Origin of the sequence: Streptomyces sp. NBC_01314, assembly GCF_041435215.1 — a bacterium.
In the GTDB taxonomy this organism is placed as follows: domain Bacteria; phylum Actinomycetota; class Actinomycetes; order Streptomycetales; family Streptomycetaceae; genus Streptomyces.
Genome location: NZ_CP108394.1, coordinates 3,648,516 through 3,665,252, shown reverse-complemented (window position 1 = coordinate 3,665,252; position 16,737 = coordinate 3,648,516). Strand labels below are relative to the sequence as shown.

Annotated in this window: 15 protein-coding genes; 12 read left to right on the top strand and 3 right to left on the bottom strand. The window is 71.0% G+C overall.

Annotated features, from left to right (window positions below; genetic code table 11):
• Positions 1-38 precede the first annotated feature (38 nt).
• Both OG622_RS15980 and OG622_RS15975 read left to right on the top strand, forming a co-directional pair.
• Positions 39-887, top strand: coding sequence for a thioesterase family protein (locus OG622_RS15980; protein ID WP_371576757.1), 849 nt, complete (start codon positions 39-41; stop codon positions 885-887).
• 339 nt (positions 888-1,226) lie between these two features.
• Complete coding sequence (locus OG622_RS15975) at positions 1,227-1,628, top strand: hypothetical protein (protein ID WP_371576756.1); 402 nt, start codon at positions 1,227-1,229, stop codon at positions 1,626-1,628.
• Between the two features lie 70 nt (positions 1,629-1,698).
• On the opposite strand, the gene OG622_RS15970 is transcribed toward OG622_RS15975, so the two are convergent.
• A complete protein-coding gene (locus OG622_RS15970; RefSeq protein ID WP_371576755.1) occupies positions 1,699-2,325 on the bottom strand; it encodes a TetR family transcriptional regulator in 627 nt (208 codons plus the stop codon).
• Positions 2,326-2,526: 201 nt separating this feature from the next.
• On the opposite strand from OG622_RS15970, the gene OG622_RS15965 reads away from it, so the two are divergent.
• The 3 genes from OG622_RS15965 (at position 2,527) to OG622_RS15955 (ending at position 4,344) form a co-directional block, all read left to right on the top strand.
• Positions 2,527-2,691, top strand: a complete 165-nt coding sequence (locus tag OG622_RS15965) for a hypothetical protein (RefSeq protein WP_371576754.1) — start codon at positions 2,527-2,529, stop codon at positions 2,689-2,691.
• Positions 2,692-2,768: 77 nt separating this feature from the next.
• Positions 2,769-3,059 (top strand): DUF4190 domain-containing protein, encoded by a 291-nt coding sequence (locus OG622_RS15960; protein WP_371576753.1) that lies wholly within the window; start codon positions 2,769-2,771, stop codon positions 3,057-3,059.
• A gap of 115 nt (positions 3,060-3,174) precedes the next feature.
• Positions 3,175-4,344 carry a cysteine desulfurase family protein gene (locus OG622_RS15955; RefSeq protein WP_371576752.1) on the top strand — a complete coding sequence of 390 codons (1,170 nt, stop codon included), beginning with the start codon at positions 3,175-3,177 and terminating at the stop codon, positions 4,342-4,344.
• A 98-nt stretch (positions 4,345-4,442) separates the two neighbouring features.
• Here the strand turns inward: OG622_RS15955 and OG622_RS15950 are convergent, their stop codons facing one another.
• Positions 4,443-5,969 (bottom strand): multicopper oxidase family protein, encoded by a 1,527-nt coding sequence (locus tag OG622_RS15950; RefSeq protein ID WP_371576751.1) that lies wholly within the window; start codon positions 5,967-5,969, stop codon positions 4,443-4,445.
• 338 nt (positions 5,970-6,307) lie between these two features.
• Positions 6,308-7,027, bottom strand: a complete 720-nt coding sequence (locus tag OG622_RS15945; protein ID WP_371576750.1) for an N-acetylmuramoyl-L-alanine amidase — start codon at positions 7,025-7,027, stop codon at positions 6,308-6,310.
• A gap of 60 nt (positions 7,028-7,087) precedes the next feature.
• Between OG622_RS15945 and mnmA the strand changes: the two genes are divergently transcribed.
• The 7 genes from mnmA to OG622_RS15910 all read left to right on the top strand — a co-directional run bounded on the left by mnmA (position 7,088) and on the right by OG622_RS15910 (position 16,581).
• A complete protein-coding gene (mnmA, locus tag OG622_RS15940) occupies positions 7,088-8,218 on the top strand; it encodes a tRNA 2-thiouridine(34) synthase MnmA (protein WP_371576749.1) in 1,131 nt (376 codons plus the stop codon).
• Positions 8,219-8,343: 125 nt separating this feature from the next.
• On the top strand, positions 8,344-9,270 hold the full coding sequence (locus tag OG622_RS15935) for a class I SAM-dependent methyltransferase (protein ID WP_371576748.1): 927 nt from the start codon (positions 8,344-8,346) through the stop codon (positions 9,268-9,270).
• A gap of 9 nt (positions 9,271-9,279) precedes the next feature.
• Complete coding sequence (locus OG622_RS15930; RefSeq protein WP_371576747.1) at positions 9,280-9,819, top strand: TIGR00730 family Rossman fold protein; 540 nt, start codon at positions 9,280-9,282, stop codon at positions 9,817-9,819.
• Positions 9,820-9,859: 40 nt separating this feature from the next.
• The gene (locus OG622_RS15925; RefSeq protein ID WP_371576746.1) at positions 9,860-10,549 is read left to right on the top strand and encodes an SDR family oxidoreductase; all 690 of its coding nucleotides are present in this window, start codon (positions 9,860-9,862) and stop codon (positions 10,547-10,549) included.
• Positions 10,550-10,744: 195 nt separating this feature from the next.
• Complete coding sequence (locus tag OG622_RS15920; RefSeq protein ID WP_371576745.1) at positions 10,745-11,761, top strand: methionine synthase; 1,017 nt, start codon at positions 10,745-10,747, stop codon at positions 11,759-11,761.
• A gap of 15 nt (positions 11,762-11,776) precedes the next feature.
• Complete coding sequence (gene ligA, locus OG622_RS15915; protein WP_371576744.1) at positions 11,777-13,996, top strand: NAD-dependent DNA ligase LigA; 2,220 nt, start codon at positions 11,777-11,779, stop codon at positions 13,994-13,996.
• Between the two features lie 227 nt (positions 13,997-14,223).
• Complete coding sequence (locus OG622_RS15910) at positions 14,224-16,581, top strand: putative bifunctional diguanylate cyclase/phosphodiesterase (protein ID WP_371576743.1); 2,358 nt, start codon at positions 14,224-14,226, stop codon at positions 16,579-16,581.
• Positions 16,582-16,737: the final 156 nt, after the last annotated feature.

The window sequence follows — 16,737 nt, the reverse complement described above, 5'->3', positions numbered from 1 at the left end:
AGCTACCGCTTAGTATTTATCTGTTGTACGGTACCGCCATGGCTCAGGCATCCCAGGCGATCATCGGCGACAGCGAGTTCGACCGCGACACGACGGCCACGCGCCGCGAAGAGGGCGTCTACGACATCGACCTCTCCGCCGGCTGGACCATCACCGGCGCCGTCAACGGCGGCTATCTCCTCGCCGTCCTGGGTCGCGCCCTCGCCGACGCGCTCCCGCACGACGATCCGTTCACCATCTCCGCGCACTACCTGACCGCCTCCCGGCCCGGCCCGGCCGTCGTCCGCACGGCCGTCGTCCGCACCGGACGGACCCTGTCGACCGGCCAGGCCTCCCTCTTCCAGTACGACGACGAGGGCCGCGAGGTGGAGCGGATACGCGTCCTCGCCTCCTACGGCGACCTGGACACCCTCCCGGACGACGTCCGTACGACGGCGAAGTCGCCCGCGATCCCGCCGATCGAGCAGTGCTTCGGCTCCGAGGACGCCCCCGGCCCCGTCCCCGGCGGCTCCGCGCTCGTCGACCGGCTGCTCCTGAAGCTCGACCCCGCGACACTCGGCTGGGCGCTCGGCGCGCCGTCCGGCAAGGGCGAGATGCGGGCCTGGTTCGGGCTCGCCGACGGCCGGGACGCCGACCCGTTCTCCCTGCTCCTCGCGGTGGACGCGCTGCCGCCGACCGCGTTCGAGCTGGGCATGACGGGCTGGGTCCCGACGGTCGAGCTGACCGTCCACGTCCGCTGCCGTCCGGCGCCCGGACCGCTCCGGGTCGCCATCGTCACCCGCAACCTCGCCGGCGGCTTCCTGGAGGAGGACGCCGAGGTCTGGGACAGCGCGGACCGGCTGGTCGCGCAGTCGCGGCAGCTGGCGCGCGTCAGGTTGTCGGACTGAGCGGCCTGCGGCCCGGCCACGCCGCCAACCGGCCTTAGGCGTCGGCCCCTTCGGGGGCCGTCACCGCCGCCGCGAACGGCCGCCCCTCGCGCGGCGCGTCCGGCAGGTGGGTTCGCCCGCTGGAGCCGGTGAGTCGGTGCTTCCGGCGCCGTCTCCCTGTCACGAGCCCGTATCAGCGACGAGTTACGGGAAAGGCGTGAAAGTCCAGGTCAGGCATGGTGAGTTGGCGATGGCTTTGCCGTTCGCACAGGTTTGGCACAGCGGGAACCCAAGAGAGCCCCAAGCTGCGTTGATTCGATGCCGCCCACGAACTCTTCATCGTTCTTGGAGCTGTCTCTCATGAAGCGTGCACGTCTCGTCCCCGCCGTCGTCCTGCTGGCGGCCGCACCCCTCTTCCTTGTGGCGTGCGGCTCCAGCGACTCGTCGTCGTCCACATCGAACAACGGCAACTCCGGGCAGCAGAGCTGCCAGGCCCCGTCGGGCGCCCCGTCCGGTGCCCCCTCGGGCGCCGCTCCCTCCGGCCGGCCCTCCGCGAACGGCCAGGCCTCTTCCGGCGCCCCCTCGGGCATGCCGTCCGGTGCGCCGAGCGGCGCACCGGGGGGTGGCGGCCAGAACGGCGGCCCCGGTGGTGGTGGCGGCTGCGGCGGCCCCGGCGGTGGCGGTCAGCCGGGCCAGGGCGGCCAGGCTCCGAGCGGGGCACCGAGCCAGGAGGCCTCGGCGTCGGCGTCCAAGGACGGCTGACCCGCGGGTGGGCAAGAGGGAGGGCGCGCCCGGCGATCGGGCGCGCCCTCCCTCTTGCGTATGCGCGGCTTCAGTCCAGCCAGTGGCGACAGCCGATGCTGATCAGCCGCATACGGCGGCTCGCCAGCCGGGTCACCCGCAGGCGGTCCTCCTCCGGCTCGTCCAGGGCCTCCAGGAACAGTGAGGCGGTCATCAGCATCTGATCGACGTACAGACCCGCGAGCATCAGCCGGTCGTCGTCGGTCCAACCGTCGGTCTCCGGCCGCTTGGCCAGTTCGCCGCGCACCTCCTCGGTGAAGCGGGCCAGTTGCCCCCGGATGGCGTCCCTGACCGGCTGGACCCCGCTGTGACGCTCGCGCGCGATGAACCTGACGTGTGCGGGGTACGCGTCCACATGGCGGGCGATCAGATCGATGGCGCGCTCGATGAGTTCGTCGCTGTCGCCCACCGCCGACATCAGATCCCCGAGGACCGGGTGCAGACTGCCGAGCACCTCCTCGACCAGCGCGACACCGAGGTCCGCGGTCGACCGGAAGTGCCGGTAGAACGCGGTGGGGGCGACGCCCACGGCCCGGGTGACCTCGCGAAGTCCCAGGCTGCTGAGGCTCTGCTCCTCCAGCAGGCCGAGCGCGGCGTCCATGAGCGCCTGCCGGGTCCGCTGCTTCTGGACCTGCCGGATGCCGAGAGTGTGACTCATGCCATGCAGTTAACAACTGTTCTCCGTAATTGCAAAGCCGGGCGACGCGCTAGACTTGGCAGTCAGTGAACAGTTGTAACCACAACCGTTCACCCAGCCGTAACGTACGAGTCGTGACGAACGATCTGTGACGAACCATCCGAAACGATGATCCGAAACGACGCACTGAAACGACGTACCGAAACGAGAGGTGAATCCGCCATGTTGTTCCTCGTCGCCGCACTCCTGTTGCTGGGTGTCGTCCTGGGCACCGTCGCCCACGTGCCGCTGGCGGTCTCGTCCGCCCTGGCGGCCGGCATCGCCCTGTGGCTGGCGGTCTTCGCGTACCGCGAGCGCCACGCCCGCAGCGGCCGCATCACCGACTGACCCTTGCCGACCGACTTCTTACCGACTGCCCCCCGCCGAACGACCTCCCCCGAAAGCCCGTTTGGAGCAGACCGACCATGCAACTCACCGCCGCACGTCAGCAGACCGGAACGACCGCCACCCGCACCCGCACCCGAGGCCGGGACGCCGACGGCATGGCCGTCGCCTCCTTCATCCTCGGCCTGCTCGGCCTCCTCGTCCTCAACCTCTTCCTCGGCCCCATCGCCATCGTCCTGGCCGCGGTCGCTCTGAAGCGCGGCACCACCCGCCGGGGCCGCGCCTTCCTGGGCCTGGGCCTGGGCGTCGCCGACCTCGTGGTCCTGGCGACCCTGATGCAGACGACGAACTCGGTGTCCTGGAGCTTCTGAGCCGGAGTGAGGGAGGGCGGGCACAGCCGACAGCCGACAGCAGCGGGCGCGTTACGGCCATGTACGAGCACACCCGCCGAGGTCACCGGAACACGGCCCGTAGAATCGGGTCACCATGGCTTACCTCGACCACGCGGCGACCACCCCGATGCTCCCCGAGGCGGCGCAGGCCCTGACCGCCCAGCTGAGCGTCACCGGCAACGCCTCCTCGCTGCACGCCTCCGGCCGCCGAGCGCGGCGCACCGTCGAGGAGGCCCGTGAAACCCTCGCCGAAGCCCTCGGAGCCCGCCCCAGCGAGGTGGTCTTCACCTCCGGCGGCACCGAGGCCGACAACCTCGCCGTGAAGGGCCTGTACTGGTCCCGCCGCGACTCCGACCCGGCCCGCACCCGCGTCCTCGCCAGCCCCGTCGAGCACCACGCGGTCCTCGACGCCGTCCACTGGCTCGGCGAACACGAGGGCGCCACCGTCGAATACCTCCCGGTCGACCCGTACGGCAGGGTCCACCCGGACACTCTCCGTGAGGCCATCGCCCGCAACCCCGACGACGTCGCCCTGGCCACCGTGATGTGGGCCAACAACGAGATCGGCACGATCCTGCCGGTCCGCGAACTCGCCGACGTGGCACAGGAGTTCGGCGTCCCGCTGCATGCCGACGCGGTGCAGGCCTTCGGTCAGGTTCCGGTCGACTTCGGCGCCTCCGGCCTCGCCGCCATGACCGTCTCCGGCCACAAGATCGGCGGCCCGTACGGCGTCGGCGCGCTGCTGCTGGGCCGCGAGTACAGCCCCGTGCCCGTCCTGCACGGCGGCGGCCAGGAACGCCACGTCCGCTCCGGCACGCTCGACGTCCCGGCGATCGCTTCCTTCGCGGTCGCCGGCCGGCTCGCCGCCGAGCAGCACGAGTGGTTCGCCCGGGAGATCGGCGCCCTGCGCGACGCCCTGGTCGAGGCGGTCCGTGCGGCGGTGCCGGACGCGATCCTGGGCGGTGACCCGGCCCCGGCGGGACGTCTCCCGGCCAACGCGCACTTCACGTTCCCCGGCTGCGAGGGCGACTCCCTGCTCCTGCTGCTCGACGCCCAGGGCATCGAGTGCTCCACGGGTTCCGCCTGCACCGCCGGCGTCGCCCAGCCCAGCCACGTCCTCCTCGCCACCGGCACCGACCCCGACCTGGCCCGCGGCACCCTCCGCTTCTCCCTCGGCCACACCTCCACGGAGGCGGACGTGGAGGCGGTCGCCAAGGCGATCGGCCCGGTGGTGGAACGCGCCCGCGACGCGGGCCTCAGCTGAAGAACCATGCCCGGCACGTGAGTTGACGGCGGGGCCGCGGTCACCGAGTCCGCGGATACGCGACCCGCCGTCGTCCTGGGGCTCCCCGGGCCAGGGCCCTAGCTCTCCATCACCATGAGGGCGGCCATCATGCCCTCGTCCTCGTGCTGGAGGAGGTGGCAGTGGAGCATGTACATGTACGTGTCGTCCGCGAAGTCGGTGAACTCCATGGCGATCTTGATGGAGCCGCCGCCGACCACCTCGTAGGTGTCGAACCAGCCGAGATCGACGCCGGTCGGTTCCTCGCCGTTGATCTCGATCAGCTGGAACGGCACGTCGTGCAGATGGAACGAGTGCTCCAGCATCGTGCTGTTGGTGATCGTCCAGATCTCCTTGGAACCGAGCGTCGTCATGATCGTCGCCATGGAGTCCATGGTGGTGCCGACCGCCCCGTTGATCGCCATCTCCAGGCCGTCCTGGTCGAGGGTGATCTCGCGGGCGGTGAAGCTCGACGTGTCGTACCGCTCGATCGTGTTGAGCGAGGACGGCAGGTCGTCGGGGCTGTCCGAGGCGTCCGGGGTGACGGTGAGGAAGTCGTACGTACCGCTGCCGCCACGGACCCATCCGGTGGTGATGACGGCCTGCAGCGTGACCGCGTCGCTGAGGTCCATGACGAACTCGGCGCGTCCGCCCGCCACCAGCCGGATGGTCTTCACCTCGGTGGCCTCGGTGAGATAGCCCTGCTCGGTGGCGACCTGGGTGAGCGTGCCGCCGTCGCCGCGCTGGACGGTGATGATGTCGGACGGTGAGGCGTTGAGCACCCGGAACCGGGTGCGGGTCTTGGCCGCGGTGAACGTCAACGTGGTGTCGTCGACGTTCGTGCCGTTGCACAGCACCGGGAAGCTGAGGGTGTTGCGCAGATAGCCGTTCAGGTCGTACTTGATGTCGCCCGCGGCGTCGGTGGCCAGGCACTGCAGGACGATCGGGATGTCGTCGACGCCGTACTCGCTCGGCAGCGCGGCGGACGCGTCGGTCTCGTCCTCCACGATGATCAGACCGGCCAGACCGTGCACGACCTGTTCGGCCGTGGTGCCGAGCGCGTGCGGGTGGTACCAGAGCGTCTTGGCCTCGTCGAGGATCTCGAAGGTGGGGGACCAGGTCTCCCCGGCGGCGAAGGCGTTCTGCGGGCCGCCGTCCATGTCGGGCGGGATGTGCGCGCCGTGGAAGTGGACGCTGGTGTCGGCGTCGAGGTCGTTGGTGATGTTCAGCAGGACCGTGGAGCCGGTGGTCCACTTCATGGTGGGGCCGAGGTACGACCCGTTGTAGCCGGCGGTGTCGCTGCTGACACCGCTGAGGATCTCGTGGGTGCCGGTCTGGGCGGTCAGCGTGAACGTGGTCGTGCCGTCGGAGGTGGTGCCCTCCAGGAGGTCCGGGACGTTCAGCGAGGCGGTGTTGGTCGCGGCGCCCGCCTTGTTGCCCTTCGCGTCGGTCAGCAGGGAGAAGGCCGTACCGGCCACCGCGACGGCCGCCAGCCCGGCCCCCGCCATGCCGCCGAGGAACTTGCGGCGGTGCAGCCCCCTGCCCTTGCGGTGCTCGCTCTTGGGGTGCCTGCCCGTGCCGGAGGTCGGCTCCGTGTTGTTCGTCATGAGCCGGGATGTTTGACCTGAGGGCTGTGTAAGTACTGGGGTGAAGTTAGGAGCCGACCGAGCGGGCTGTGAGACCGCCGTGAGCGTCTCGCTCGCCCAACTCTCCTGAAGCAACGCTGAGTTGAGGCCGCCGCAGGTGGAGTCCGGGGCGAGGGACGTATCGGACGGCCGCAGGGCGGGAAGCGTCGGCCGTGCCGTGCGGATGTGATGCGCGCCACATCGCCACTGATCTGTGCCGACGCTGTCCCGGCCCCTTCGCACCCCTGTGACCCGGCTGTCCCCGCCCGTCGGCGCGACGGCTCTCGGTCACCGGAACCGGCCGTGCGCGGATGTCCGGTTCAGGCGGGCGTCGACGTCCGGGCGGCGGCCGCCGCGCGCACCAGCTTCATGTAGCGGTCCCAGTCCCAGTCCTCGCCGGGGTCGGTGTGGTCCGTCCCCGGGACCTCGACGTGGCCGAGGATGTGCTCGCGGTCGAGGGGGATGTCGTACCGCGCGCAGATACGGGCCGTCAGCCGCGCGGAGGCCTCGTACATCTCGGCGGTGAAGTCCTCGGGGCGCTCGACGAAGCCCTCGTGCTCGATGCCGACACTGCGCTCGTTGTAGTCGCGGTTGCCCGCGTGGTACGCCACGTCCAGCTCGCGGATCATCTGTGTGACGTGGCCGTCCTTGCGGACGATGTAGTGCGCTGCCGCGCCGTGCTCCGGGTCCTGGAAGACCTTCACGGCGCTGTCGAAACTGCCCTGCGTGACATGGATGATCACCATGTCTATGCCGAAGTCGTCCGGCCGGTCCGCCATTCGCCAGTTCGCGTCCGACGCCGAGACCCACTTCGCGCCCGTGTAGTCGACCTCGCCCTCCTTGCGCGGCTTCGTGACACCGGGCACCCGCCACCACGCGCGCTTCAGCTCGTCCTTGGCCACGACGGCCGTACCGACGGCGGCCGCGGCCGTGCCGATGAGCAGCGCCCGGCGTCCGACGCGCCGGCCCGCGTCCTTGCCGCCGGAGGCGCCGGCGCCGCTGTCCCCGGAACCGTTCTTGGAAGCCCGTCTCGTTCCCACGAGATCGTCAACGGATACTCGCGGGCTCCGGTTCCCGGCGCCCCTTACCCTTGAAGGGTTATGACTGAGATCTCGCAGCGCTCCCGCCCCCTCCGTGTCCTCGCCGCCATGTCCGGCGGGGTCGATTCCGCCGTGGCCGCCGCCCGCGCGGCGGAAGCCGGGCACGACGTGACGGGCGTCCACCTGGCGCTCTCCGCGAACCCGCAGTCGTTCCGCACCGGCGCGCGCGGCTGCTGCACGATCGAGGACTCACGGGACGCGCGCCGCGCCGCCGACGTCATCGGCATCCCCTTCTACGTGTGGGACCTCGCCGAGCGCTTCCGCGAGGACGTCGTCGAGGACTTCGTCGCCGAGTACGAGGCCGGCCGCACCCCGAACCCCTGCCTGCGCTGCAACGAGAAGATCAAGTTCGCGGCCCTGCTCGACAAGGCCCTCGCCCTGGGCTTCGACGCCGTCTGCACGGGCCACTACGCCCAGGTGATCGTGCGCGAGGACGGCACCCGAGAGCTGCACCGCGCCTCCGACATGGCCAAGGACCAGTCGTACGTCCTCGGCGTGCTCGACGACAGGCAGCTCGCCCATGCCCTGTTCCCCCTCGGCGACACCGTCACCACCAAGGACGAGATCCGCGCCGAGGCCGAGCGCCGGGGCCTCGCGGTCGCCAAGAAGCCCGACTCCCACGACATCTGCTTCATCGCCGACGGCGACACCCAGGGCTTTCTCGCCCACCGGCTGGGCCGCTCCGAGGGCGACATCGTCGACGAGTCCGGCAACGTCCTGGGCACCCACGAGGGCGCGTACGGCTACACCATCGGCCAGCGCAAGGGCCTTCGCATCGGCACCCCGGCCCCCGACGGCAAGCCGCGCTACGTCCTCGACATCTCGCCGGTGAACAACACGGTGACGGTCGGCCCGGCCGCCGCGCTCGACGTGGACGCCCTGACCGCGATCAGGCCCCGCTGGTGCGGCGCGGCCCCCACCGGGCCCGGCACCTACACCGCCCAGCTCCGCGCGCACGGCGGCGAGACGGAGGTCCGCGCCGAGCTGGTCGACGGCACCCTGGAGGTCACGTTCACGGAGCCCGTCCGCGGAGTGGCCCCCGGCCAGGCGATCGTGCTGTACGACGACACGCGTGTCGTGGGGTCGGCGACGATCGCGTCCACCACGCGCGCGCGGGCGGGCGTCGAGTAGGGCCTCCGGCCACGATCGTCCCTCCCCGGGTAGCCGTCTCCGCGTGCGCGGAGCAGGCTGCTTGGTGAGCTCCCCAGCTTTCCTGGGAGCCCCGGCGGGCCGCAGGGGGGCGGTAGGAGGTCACCATGGCAGCCACAGATCCGGCAGGGCAGGCGGGAAGCCCGTCCCCGGACACGTCACACGACTCGTCCTCGGACACGTCACGGGATCCGGCACGCGAATCGTCACGGGATCCGTCCCGGGACCCGTCCAGGAACCGCCGGAGCCTCACCCACCGGGCTCGGTACGCCCTGCGCCACCCCCACCGCGTGCCCGCGCACGCCCACCGGGTGGCGCGGGACACCTGGCTGCGGCTGCGGCATCGCGATCACATCGAGTTCTACCGGGCCGTCATGGCCGCCGACACGGCACGCAGCCCGGAGGCCGCCGTCGGGCACAACCCGTCCGTCGAGAAGTGGGAACGCGTCGGCCGGATGCAGTTCGACTACCTTCTGCGGCACGGTCTGGAGCCCCGGCACCGGATGCTGGAGATCGGTTGCGGGAACCTGCGGGCCGGGCGCCTGTTCATCGGCCACCTGGACGCCGGGAACTACTACGGGATCGACATCTCGCCGGCCATCCTCATGGAGGCCCAGCGCACCCTCGCGCGAGAGGGTCTGCAATCCAAACTGCCTCACCTGGCGCTCGTCGCCGACCTCACCTTCTCCTTCCTGCCCGCCGGCCACTTCGACGTCGTCCACGCGCACAGCGTGTTCTCCCACTCCCCGCCGCACGTCATCGAGCAGTGCCTCGCACACGTCGGCCGCGTCCTCGCCCCAGGCGGCTTCTTCGACTTCACCTTCGGCCGCACCGAGGGCAGGGAACACCAGGTGCTCCACGAGGACTTCTACTACCGCACCGACACCCTCGTCGAACTTGCCCGGCGATACGGCCTGTCCGCCCGCCTCATGGACGACTGGGAGGACCTGCCGCACCGCCAGTCGAAGATCCGCCTGACCGTGGCGGAGGAAGCCGGTGGGGAAGGCGGCTCCGATGCCGGTGCCGCCCCCTAACGTGGACGCATGAACATCTGCGTCTTCCTCTCCGCCGCCGACCTCGCCGACCGTTACACGCGCCCCGCGAAGGAGTTCGCCGAGCTGATCGGCAAGGGCGGGCACACCCTGGTGTGGGGCGGTTCGGACGTCGGGCTGATGAAGGTGGTCGCCGACGGCGTGCAGGAGGCGGGCGGCAGACTGCTGGGCGTCTCGGTCGAGTTCCTGGCGGCCAAGGCGCGGCCGGGCACCGACGAGATGGTGGTCGCGCGAGACCTCGCCGAGAGGAAGCGGCTGCTCCTGCAGAAGGCCGACGCGGTCGTCATCATGGTCGGCGGGACCGGCACACTCGACGAGGCGACCGAGATCCTGGAGCTGAAGAAGCACGGCCACACCGAGATGCCGGTCGTGCTCCTCAACAGCGCGGGTTTCTACGACGGCCTGAAGGAACAGTTCCGGCGCATGGACGACGAGGGCTTCCTGCCCCGCCCGCTCACCGACCTGGTCTTCTTCGCGGAGGAGCCGGTGGGGGCGATGGCCTACCTGGAGGAGAGCCGGGGCGTCGCCTGAGCCGTTCTCCGTCCCGCTCCGGTGATGCGAGCATGACGGCATGGCTACTCATGTGATCACCGGAGCGGGTTCCGGCATCGGCGCGGCCGTCGCCCGACGGCTGCACGAGCGCGGGGACGACCTTGTGCTGCACGCGCGCGACGCGGGACGGGCGAAGGAGCTGGCGGCGGAGTTCCCGGGGGCGAAGACGCTGGTCGGCGATCTGGCGGACCCGGACAAGATCTCCTGGGCCTTCTCCCACCAGAGCCTGCCCGACCGAGTGGACTCGCTGCTGCACATCGCGGGAGTGGTCGACCTCGGCCCGGTCGGCGAGCTGACGCCCAAGGCCTGGCGCCACCAGCTCAACGTCAACCTCATCGCCCCCGCCGAGCTGACCCGCCATCTCCTGCCCCAACTCCGGGTCGCCCGCGGACACGTGGTGTTCGTCAACTCCGGCGCGGGGCTCAACGCGCACGCGGACTGGTCCGCTTACGCCGCGTCCAAGCACGGGCTCAAGGCGCTGGCGGACTCCCTGCGGTGGGAGGAGCACGGGAACGGGGTCCGGGTCACCACGGTGTACCCCGGGCGCACGGCCAGCCCCATGCAGGCGAAGGTCCACCAGCAGGAGGGCAAGGAGTACGACCCGTCTCGGTGGATCGCCCCCGAGTCGGTCGCGACGACGATCCTCATGGCCCTGGACCTGCCCCGAGACGCGGAAGTGAACGACCTGACGGTCCGCCCCGGCCGCTGACGCGGTCTCTCGCCCCGGCGCGTTCGTTGTGGTTGCTCGCGCAGTTCCCCGCGCCCCTTTTAGGGGCGCGGGGAACTGCGCGACAAGCCCCCACCCACCCGCAGACGACTCACAGCCGACCGGGGTCGAAGGGGCGGAGCCCCTGGGGAGGGACGGGTAGGGGCGGCGGGGGCGGAAAAACGTAGGCTTCGACACGTGAAAGAACACTTCAGCTTCGGCCTCGCCACCGGCATCGGCTCCCTGCCCGGCGGTGACGCCAGAGAGGCTGCCAAAACCGTCACCGGCACATTCGCCTGGCCGGAGACCGGGATGGCCCACCTGCCCGAACTGCCCGGCAGAGGCCCCGGCGCCGACATGATCGGCAGAACCGCCGGAATGCTGGTCGAGCTGTACGCGCGCGTGGAGCCCAGCGGCTGGCGGCTCGGTGACCGACCGGGACGCGACACCAAGCGGGCACGTTCGTGGCTGGGCGAGGACCTGGACGCGCTGGAGGAGCACACGCAGGGGTACGAGGGCCCGCTGAAGGTGCAGGCCGTCGGACCATGGACGCTCGCCGCCGCGCTGGAGCTGCGGAACGGCGAGGTGGCCCTCTCCGACCCCGGCGCCTGCCGCGACCTCGCCGGCTCGCTCGCCGAGGGCCTGCGCCAGCACCTCGCCGAACTCCGCCGACGCGCACCGGGAGCCCAACTCGTCCTGCAGCTCGACGAACCCTCCCTCATCGCCGTCCTGCGCGGCCAGGTGAAGAGCGCGAGCGGCTACCGCACGCACCGCGCAGTCGACCGCCAACTCATCGAGGCCACACTCAGGGACGTCATCGGCGTCCACACGCCGGAAGGAGCGGTCGTCGTGCACTCCTGCGCCCCCGACGTACCCTTCGCGCTCCTGCGCCGGGCCGGTGCCACCGGGATCTCCTTCGACTTCACCTTGCTCACCGAGCGTGACGACGATGTGATCGGGGAAGCGGTGGAAGGGGGCACGAAGCTGTTGGCCGGTGTCGTGCCGACCACCGAGGGCCCGTTGTCGGACCCTGCCGGTAGCGTCATGGGTGTCAGGACGCTGTGGCGCAGGCTGGGGCTGCCTCCGGGGCTTCTCGCGGAGGCGGTCACGGTCACTCCGACGTGCGGACTCGCGGGGGTCTCCCCGGCGTACGCGCGTCACGCGCTCGCCCACTGCGTCAAGGCGGCGAAATCTCTCGCGGACAACCCAGAGTAACGGGAGGACAACACGGTGGCCGGCGACAAGGACGCACAGCCCACATCGGTACCCGCCGAGGCAGCGGTGCCCGCCGAGGCACGCGAGAAGCACGCGCGGCTCGCCGAACAGATCGAGGAGCACCGCTTCCGGTACTACGTGAAGGACGCCCCGGTCGTCAGCGACGCCGAGTTCGACGAACTTCTGCGCACCCTGGAGGCGTTGGAGGACGAGTACGCCGAGCTGCGCACCCCGGACTCGCCGACGCAGAAGGTCGCCGTCGAGTACGAGACCGACCTCGCCGAGGTGGAGCACCGCGAGCGCATGCTCTCCCTCGACAACGTCTTCGACGACGCGGGGCTCGCCGCCTGGGCCGACCGCGTGGCCAAGGACGTCGGCACCTCCGACTACCACCTGCTGTGCGAGCTCAAGATCGACGGCCTCGCGGTCAACCTGACGTACGAGGACGGCAGGCTCACCCGCGCCGCCACCCGGGGCACCGGGCGGACCGGCGAGGACATCACGCCCAACGTCATGACGATCGCCGAGATCCCGCACCGGCTGCAGGGCGACCGGGTCCCGCGGCTCGTCGAGATCCGGGGCGAGGTCTACTTCCCCATGGCGGCCTTCCTGGGTCTCAACGAACGCCGCGTGGCAGCCGGCGAGAAGCCGTACGCCAACCCCCGTAACTCCGCCTCGGGTTCACTGCGCCAGAAGGACCCCAAGGTCACGGCCACACTCCCCCTCCACATGGTCGTTCACGGCATCGGCGCCCTGGAGGGTTTCGACGGCGGTTTCACCCGCCTCTCCCAGGCCTACGACCTCCTCAAGTCCTGGGGCCTGCCCACCGCCGAGCACAACAGGGTGGTCGACGACCTCGACGGCGTACGGGAGTTCATCGCCCACTACGGCGAACACCGGCACTCCGTGGCGCACGAGATCGACGGCGCGGTCGTCAAGCTCGACGAGATCCGTCTGCAGGGCCGTCTCGGCTCGACGGCGCGCGCACCCCGCTGGGCGATCGCGTACAAGTACGCGCCGGAAGAGGTCAACACCAAGCTCATCGACATCAAGGTGGGCGTCGGCCGCACCGGCAGGGTCACGCCGTACGCCCAGGTCGAGCCGGTCACGGTGGCCGGCTCGGAGGTCGAGTTCGCCACGCTGCACAACCAGGAGGTCGTCAAGGCCAAGAACGTCCTCATCGGGGACACGGTCGTGATCCGCAAGGCCGGTGACGTCATCCCCGAGATCCTCTGGCCGGTCATGGACCTGCGCGTCGAAGGCGAGACACGCCCCTTCGTGATGCCGACCGAGTGCCCGGAGTGCGGGACGCCGCTGCGGCCGATGAAGGAGGGCGACATCGACCTGCGGTGCCCCAACGCCCGTAGTTGCCCGGCCCAGTTGAGAGAACGCGTCTCGTATCTGGCGGGCCGGGAATGCCTGGACATCGAGCACTTCGGCGGTGTCGCCGCCGCCGCCCTCACCCGGCCCCTGGAGCCCGCCGACCCGCCCCTCGTCGACGAGGGCGACCTCTTCGACCTCACGGTGGAGAAGCTGCTCCCCATCAAGGCGTACGTTTTGGACGCCGACAGCGGTCTGCCGAAGCACGATCCGAAGACCGGCGAGCCGAAGGTCGTCACGGTCTTCGCCAACCAGAAGGGCGAGCCCAAGAAGAACACCCTCGCGCTGCTCCAGAAGATCGAGGAGGCCAAGAGCCGCCCGCTCGCCCGTTTCCTCAACGGGCTCTCCATCCGTCACGTCGGACCGGTCGCGGCACAGGCGCTGGCCCGTGAGTTCCGTTCGATCGACCGTATCGAGCAGGCCACGCAGGCGGAGCTCACGGCGGTCGACGGCGTGGGCGCCATCGTCGCGAAGGCGCTGGAGGAGTGGTTCGCCGAGGAATGGCACCGAGAGATCATCCGTAAGTGGCAGGCCGCCGGTGTCCCCCTGGAGGACAAGGGGGCCGGCGAGGACGAGGGACCGAGACCCCTCGAAGGGCTGACGGTCGTCGTGACCGGCACGCTCGAACACCACACGCGCGACGGGGCCAAGGAGGCGCTGCAGAGCCGGGGCGCGAAGGTGACCGGCTCGGTGTCGAAGAAGACCTCATTCGTCGTAGTGGGTGAGAACCCGGGTTCCAAGTACGACAAGGCGATGCAGTTCAAGGTGCCCGTCCTGAACGAGGACGGCTTCGTCGTACTGCTCGAACAGGGACCGGACGCGGCGGCGGAAGTCGCGCTCCCGATCGAGGAGTAGGGGTTGAAGGCCACCCGTTCGGCGCATACCAGATGCATACGGGTAGCCGGTCGCATTCGGGCAACCGACGTCGACCGCTGCCCGTAGAAGCCTTGTGCGGCCTACTGTTGAGGTGTGCGCCTGCCGTGCCCGGACGCGTGGTGGGTTCTCGGACGCGGTGCCGTTGAGGTTGTCGGGAGCAAACGGGCCGCGTGGCGTGGGCACCGCCGGCTGTGAGAGGGACGGGAATGGAACCGACCGAGAGCGTCGCCCCGGACTCACGGCTGCGCCGGGTGTCCGGGGCCTGGAGATGGGGGCGCTCCCTGCTCATGGGAGGACACCCGTTCGAGGGAAGCCGGGAGCGGGGCCCGGGGCAGGCGACGGTGGCGGATTCCAGGGCCGGGACGGCACGGCCGGCGGGCCGTGCGGGCGCGAGCGCACACGCCCCGCACGTACCGGGGCCGGCACAGCTCACCTCCGGCACCGCCGTCGGCACGGGCGGGGCTCCCGCCGTCACCGGCGCGCTCAGCGAGGGCCGCGGACACGAACTGCCGGGTCACGACGGAGACCGGCACCTGTCCTGGCCCGCACTGCCCGCCCTGATCGTGGGCCTCGCCGGCGCCATTCTGGGCGCCGGCTTCTACCGGGCGTTCGCCGGGCAGCACGCCCTCTTCCCGGCCGGCACCGTCGGCTGGGCCCTCGCCCTGCTGACCGGCATCATCGTCGGCCATCTCGTCGCCATGGGCCGCGCCCGCTGGTGGGGCGGCACCGGCTCCGGCGCCGCCCTCACCCTCGCAGTCCTGCTGCTGTACGGCTGGGTGGCCGCCGGGATGATCAGCCTCACCGTGGTCGTCCTCGTCGGCATCGCCCGCCGGGGACGCTGGCGCCAGGGCGTCCTGCACGGCGCGGTCGACATCATCGGCATCGGCGCCGGCGCGCTGGTTCTGCGGGTCTTCGGCCGCGTCCCCTCGGTGGAGCGGCCGTGGGACCCGGACAGCTGGAACCTCTACTCGGCGCCCCAGGTGGCGCTGGTCGCCATCGCCTATCTCGCGGTCAGCCGCGGCCTGCTCTGGTATCTGGCCGCACCGCGCGGCGGACTGCCCACCGTCGCGCGTACGGCCCTGGTCAGGCAGGGGCTCGTCGCGGTCGCACTGCTCGGTATCGCCCCGCTCGTCTGCGTCGTCGCCACCGCCCAGTCCCTGTTGCTGCCGCTGTTCGCCATCCCCCTCATCGCGCTCGACTCCACCCTGTGGATAGCCCGCGCCCGCGCCGAGGAGCAGCTGCGCGACCCGCTCACCGGACTGCCGAACCGCCAGTGGCTGCTGGAACGGACCTGGGCCGCCCTGGACGACGCCGAACGCATCGGAGCGAGGTCGGCCCTGCTGCTGATCGACCTCGACCGCTTCAGGGCCGTCAACGACACGCTCGGGCATCTCGCGGGCGACCGGTTGCTGTTGCAGATAGCGGATCGGCTGCGGGTCGCCCTGCCACGCGGAGCGGAGGCCGCGCGGCTCGGCGGTGACGAGTTCGCCGTACTGCTGCCCGTCGCCGACTCCACGACGTCCGCGTCGCGGGTCGCCCGCAACCTCGTCGCCGCGCTCGGCTCACCGCTCGACCTCGACGGGCTCACCCTCGTCCTGGAGGCCAGCGCCGGACTCGCCGTCTTCCCCGACCACGCGCTCGACGCGGAGGGGCTGTTGCGGCGGGCGGACGTGGCGATGTACCAGGCGAAGCGGGACCGTACGGGCGTCGAGGTCTACGAGTCGAAGCGGGATTCGAACACCCCGGACCGGCTCGGTCTGCTGGGCGATCTGCGGCGCGCGCTCGACGCGCAGGAGGTCGAGCTGCACTACCAGCCGAAGGTCCGCTTCGACGGGCAGGTCGCCGGCCTGGAGGCGCTGGTGCGGTGGGTGCATCCCGAGCGGGGGAAGGTGCCGCCGGACGAGTTCATAGCGATCGCCGAGTCGTCCGGGCTGATGCCGCATCTGACGGAGTACGTCCTGGACACCGCGCTCGCGCAGGTGGCGCGGTGGCGGGCGCAGGGGCTGCACGTACCGGTCGCCGTGAACGTGTCCCCGCGTGATGTCCACACCCCCGGATTCGCGGGTGCGGTGGCCGCGAGGCTGGCCCGTCACGGCGTACCCGCCGGGTCGTTGCAGCTGGAGATCACGGAGCATGTGCTGCTCGAAGACCCGCAGCGGGCCGCGGACACGCTCGCCGGGCTGACCGGGCACGGGGTGAAGATGTCGCTCGACGACTTCGGGACGGGGTACTCGTCCCTGGTGCATCTGCGGCGGCTGCCGGTGAGCGAACTGAAGATCGACCGGTCGTTCGTGGCCCGGCTGGCCATCGACAACGAGGACGCGGAGATCGTGCGCTGCACGGTCGATCTCGCGCATTCGCTGGGGCTGCTCGTCGTCGCGGAGGGCGTCGAGGACGACGAGACGTGGGAGCGGTTGCGGGATCTGGGGTGTGACGCGGTGCAGGGTTGGCTCGTCGCTGCCGCGATGCCTGCGGAGGAGGCCACGGCCTGGTTGCGGGCGCGGGGGTCTCGGGGGTGGCAGCGGCCCGCCGCGGCCTTGCCCGCGGCGAAGGCGGACGAGTAGCGCTGACCGCTCGGGGGCGCCGGGTTCGTGGGCGGGTGCGGCTCCGGTGGGGCTTCTCGCGCGGTTCCCCGCGCCCCTGAAAGCCCAGGCCCCTGCGGGCCTGAAAGACGACGGGGCTGCGGGCCCGAGAAGCAAGGGGCGCAGCTCCGGCTTTTC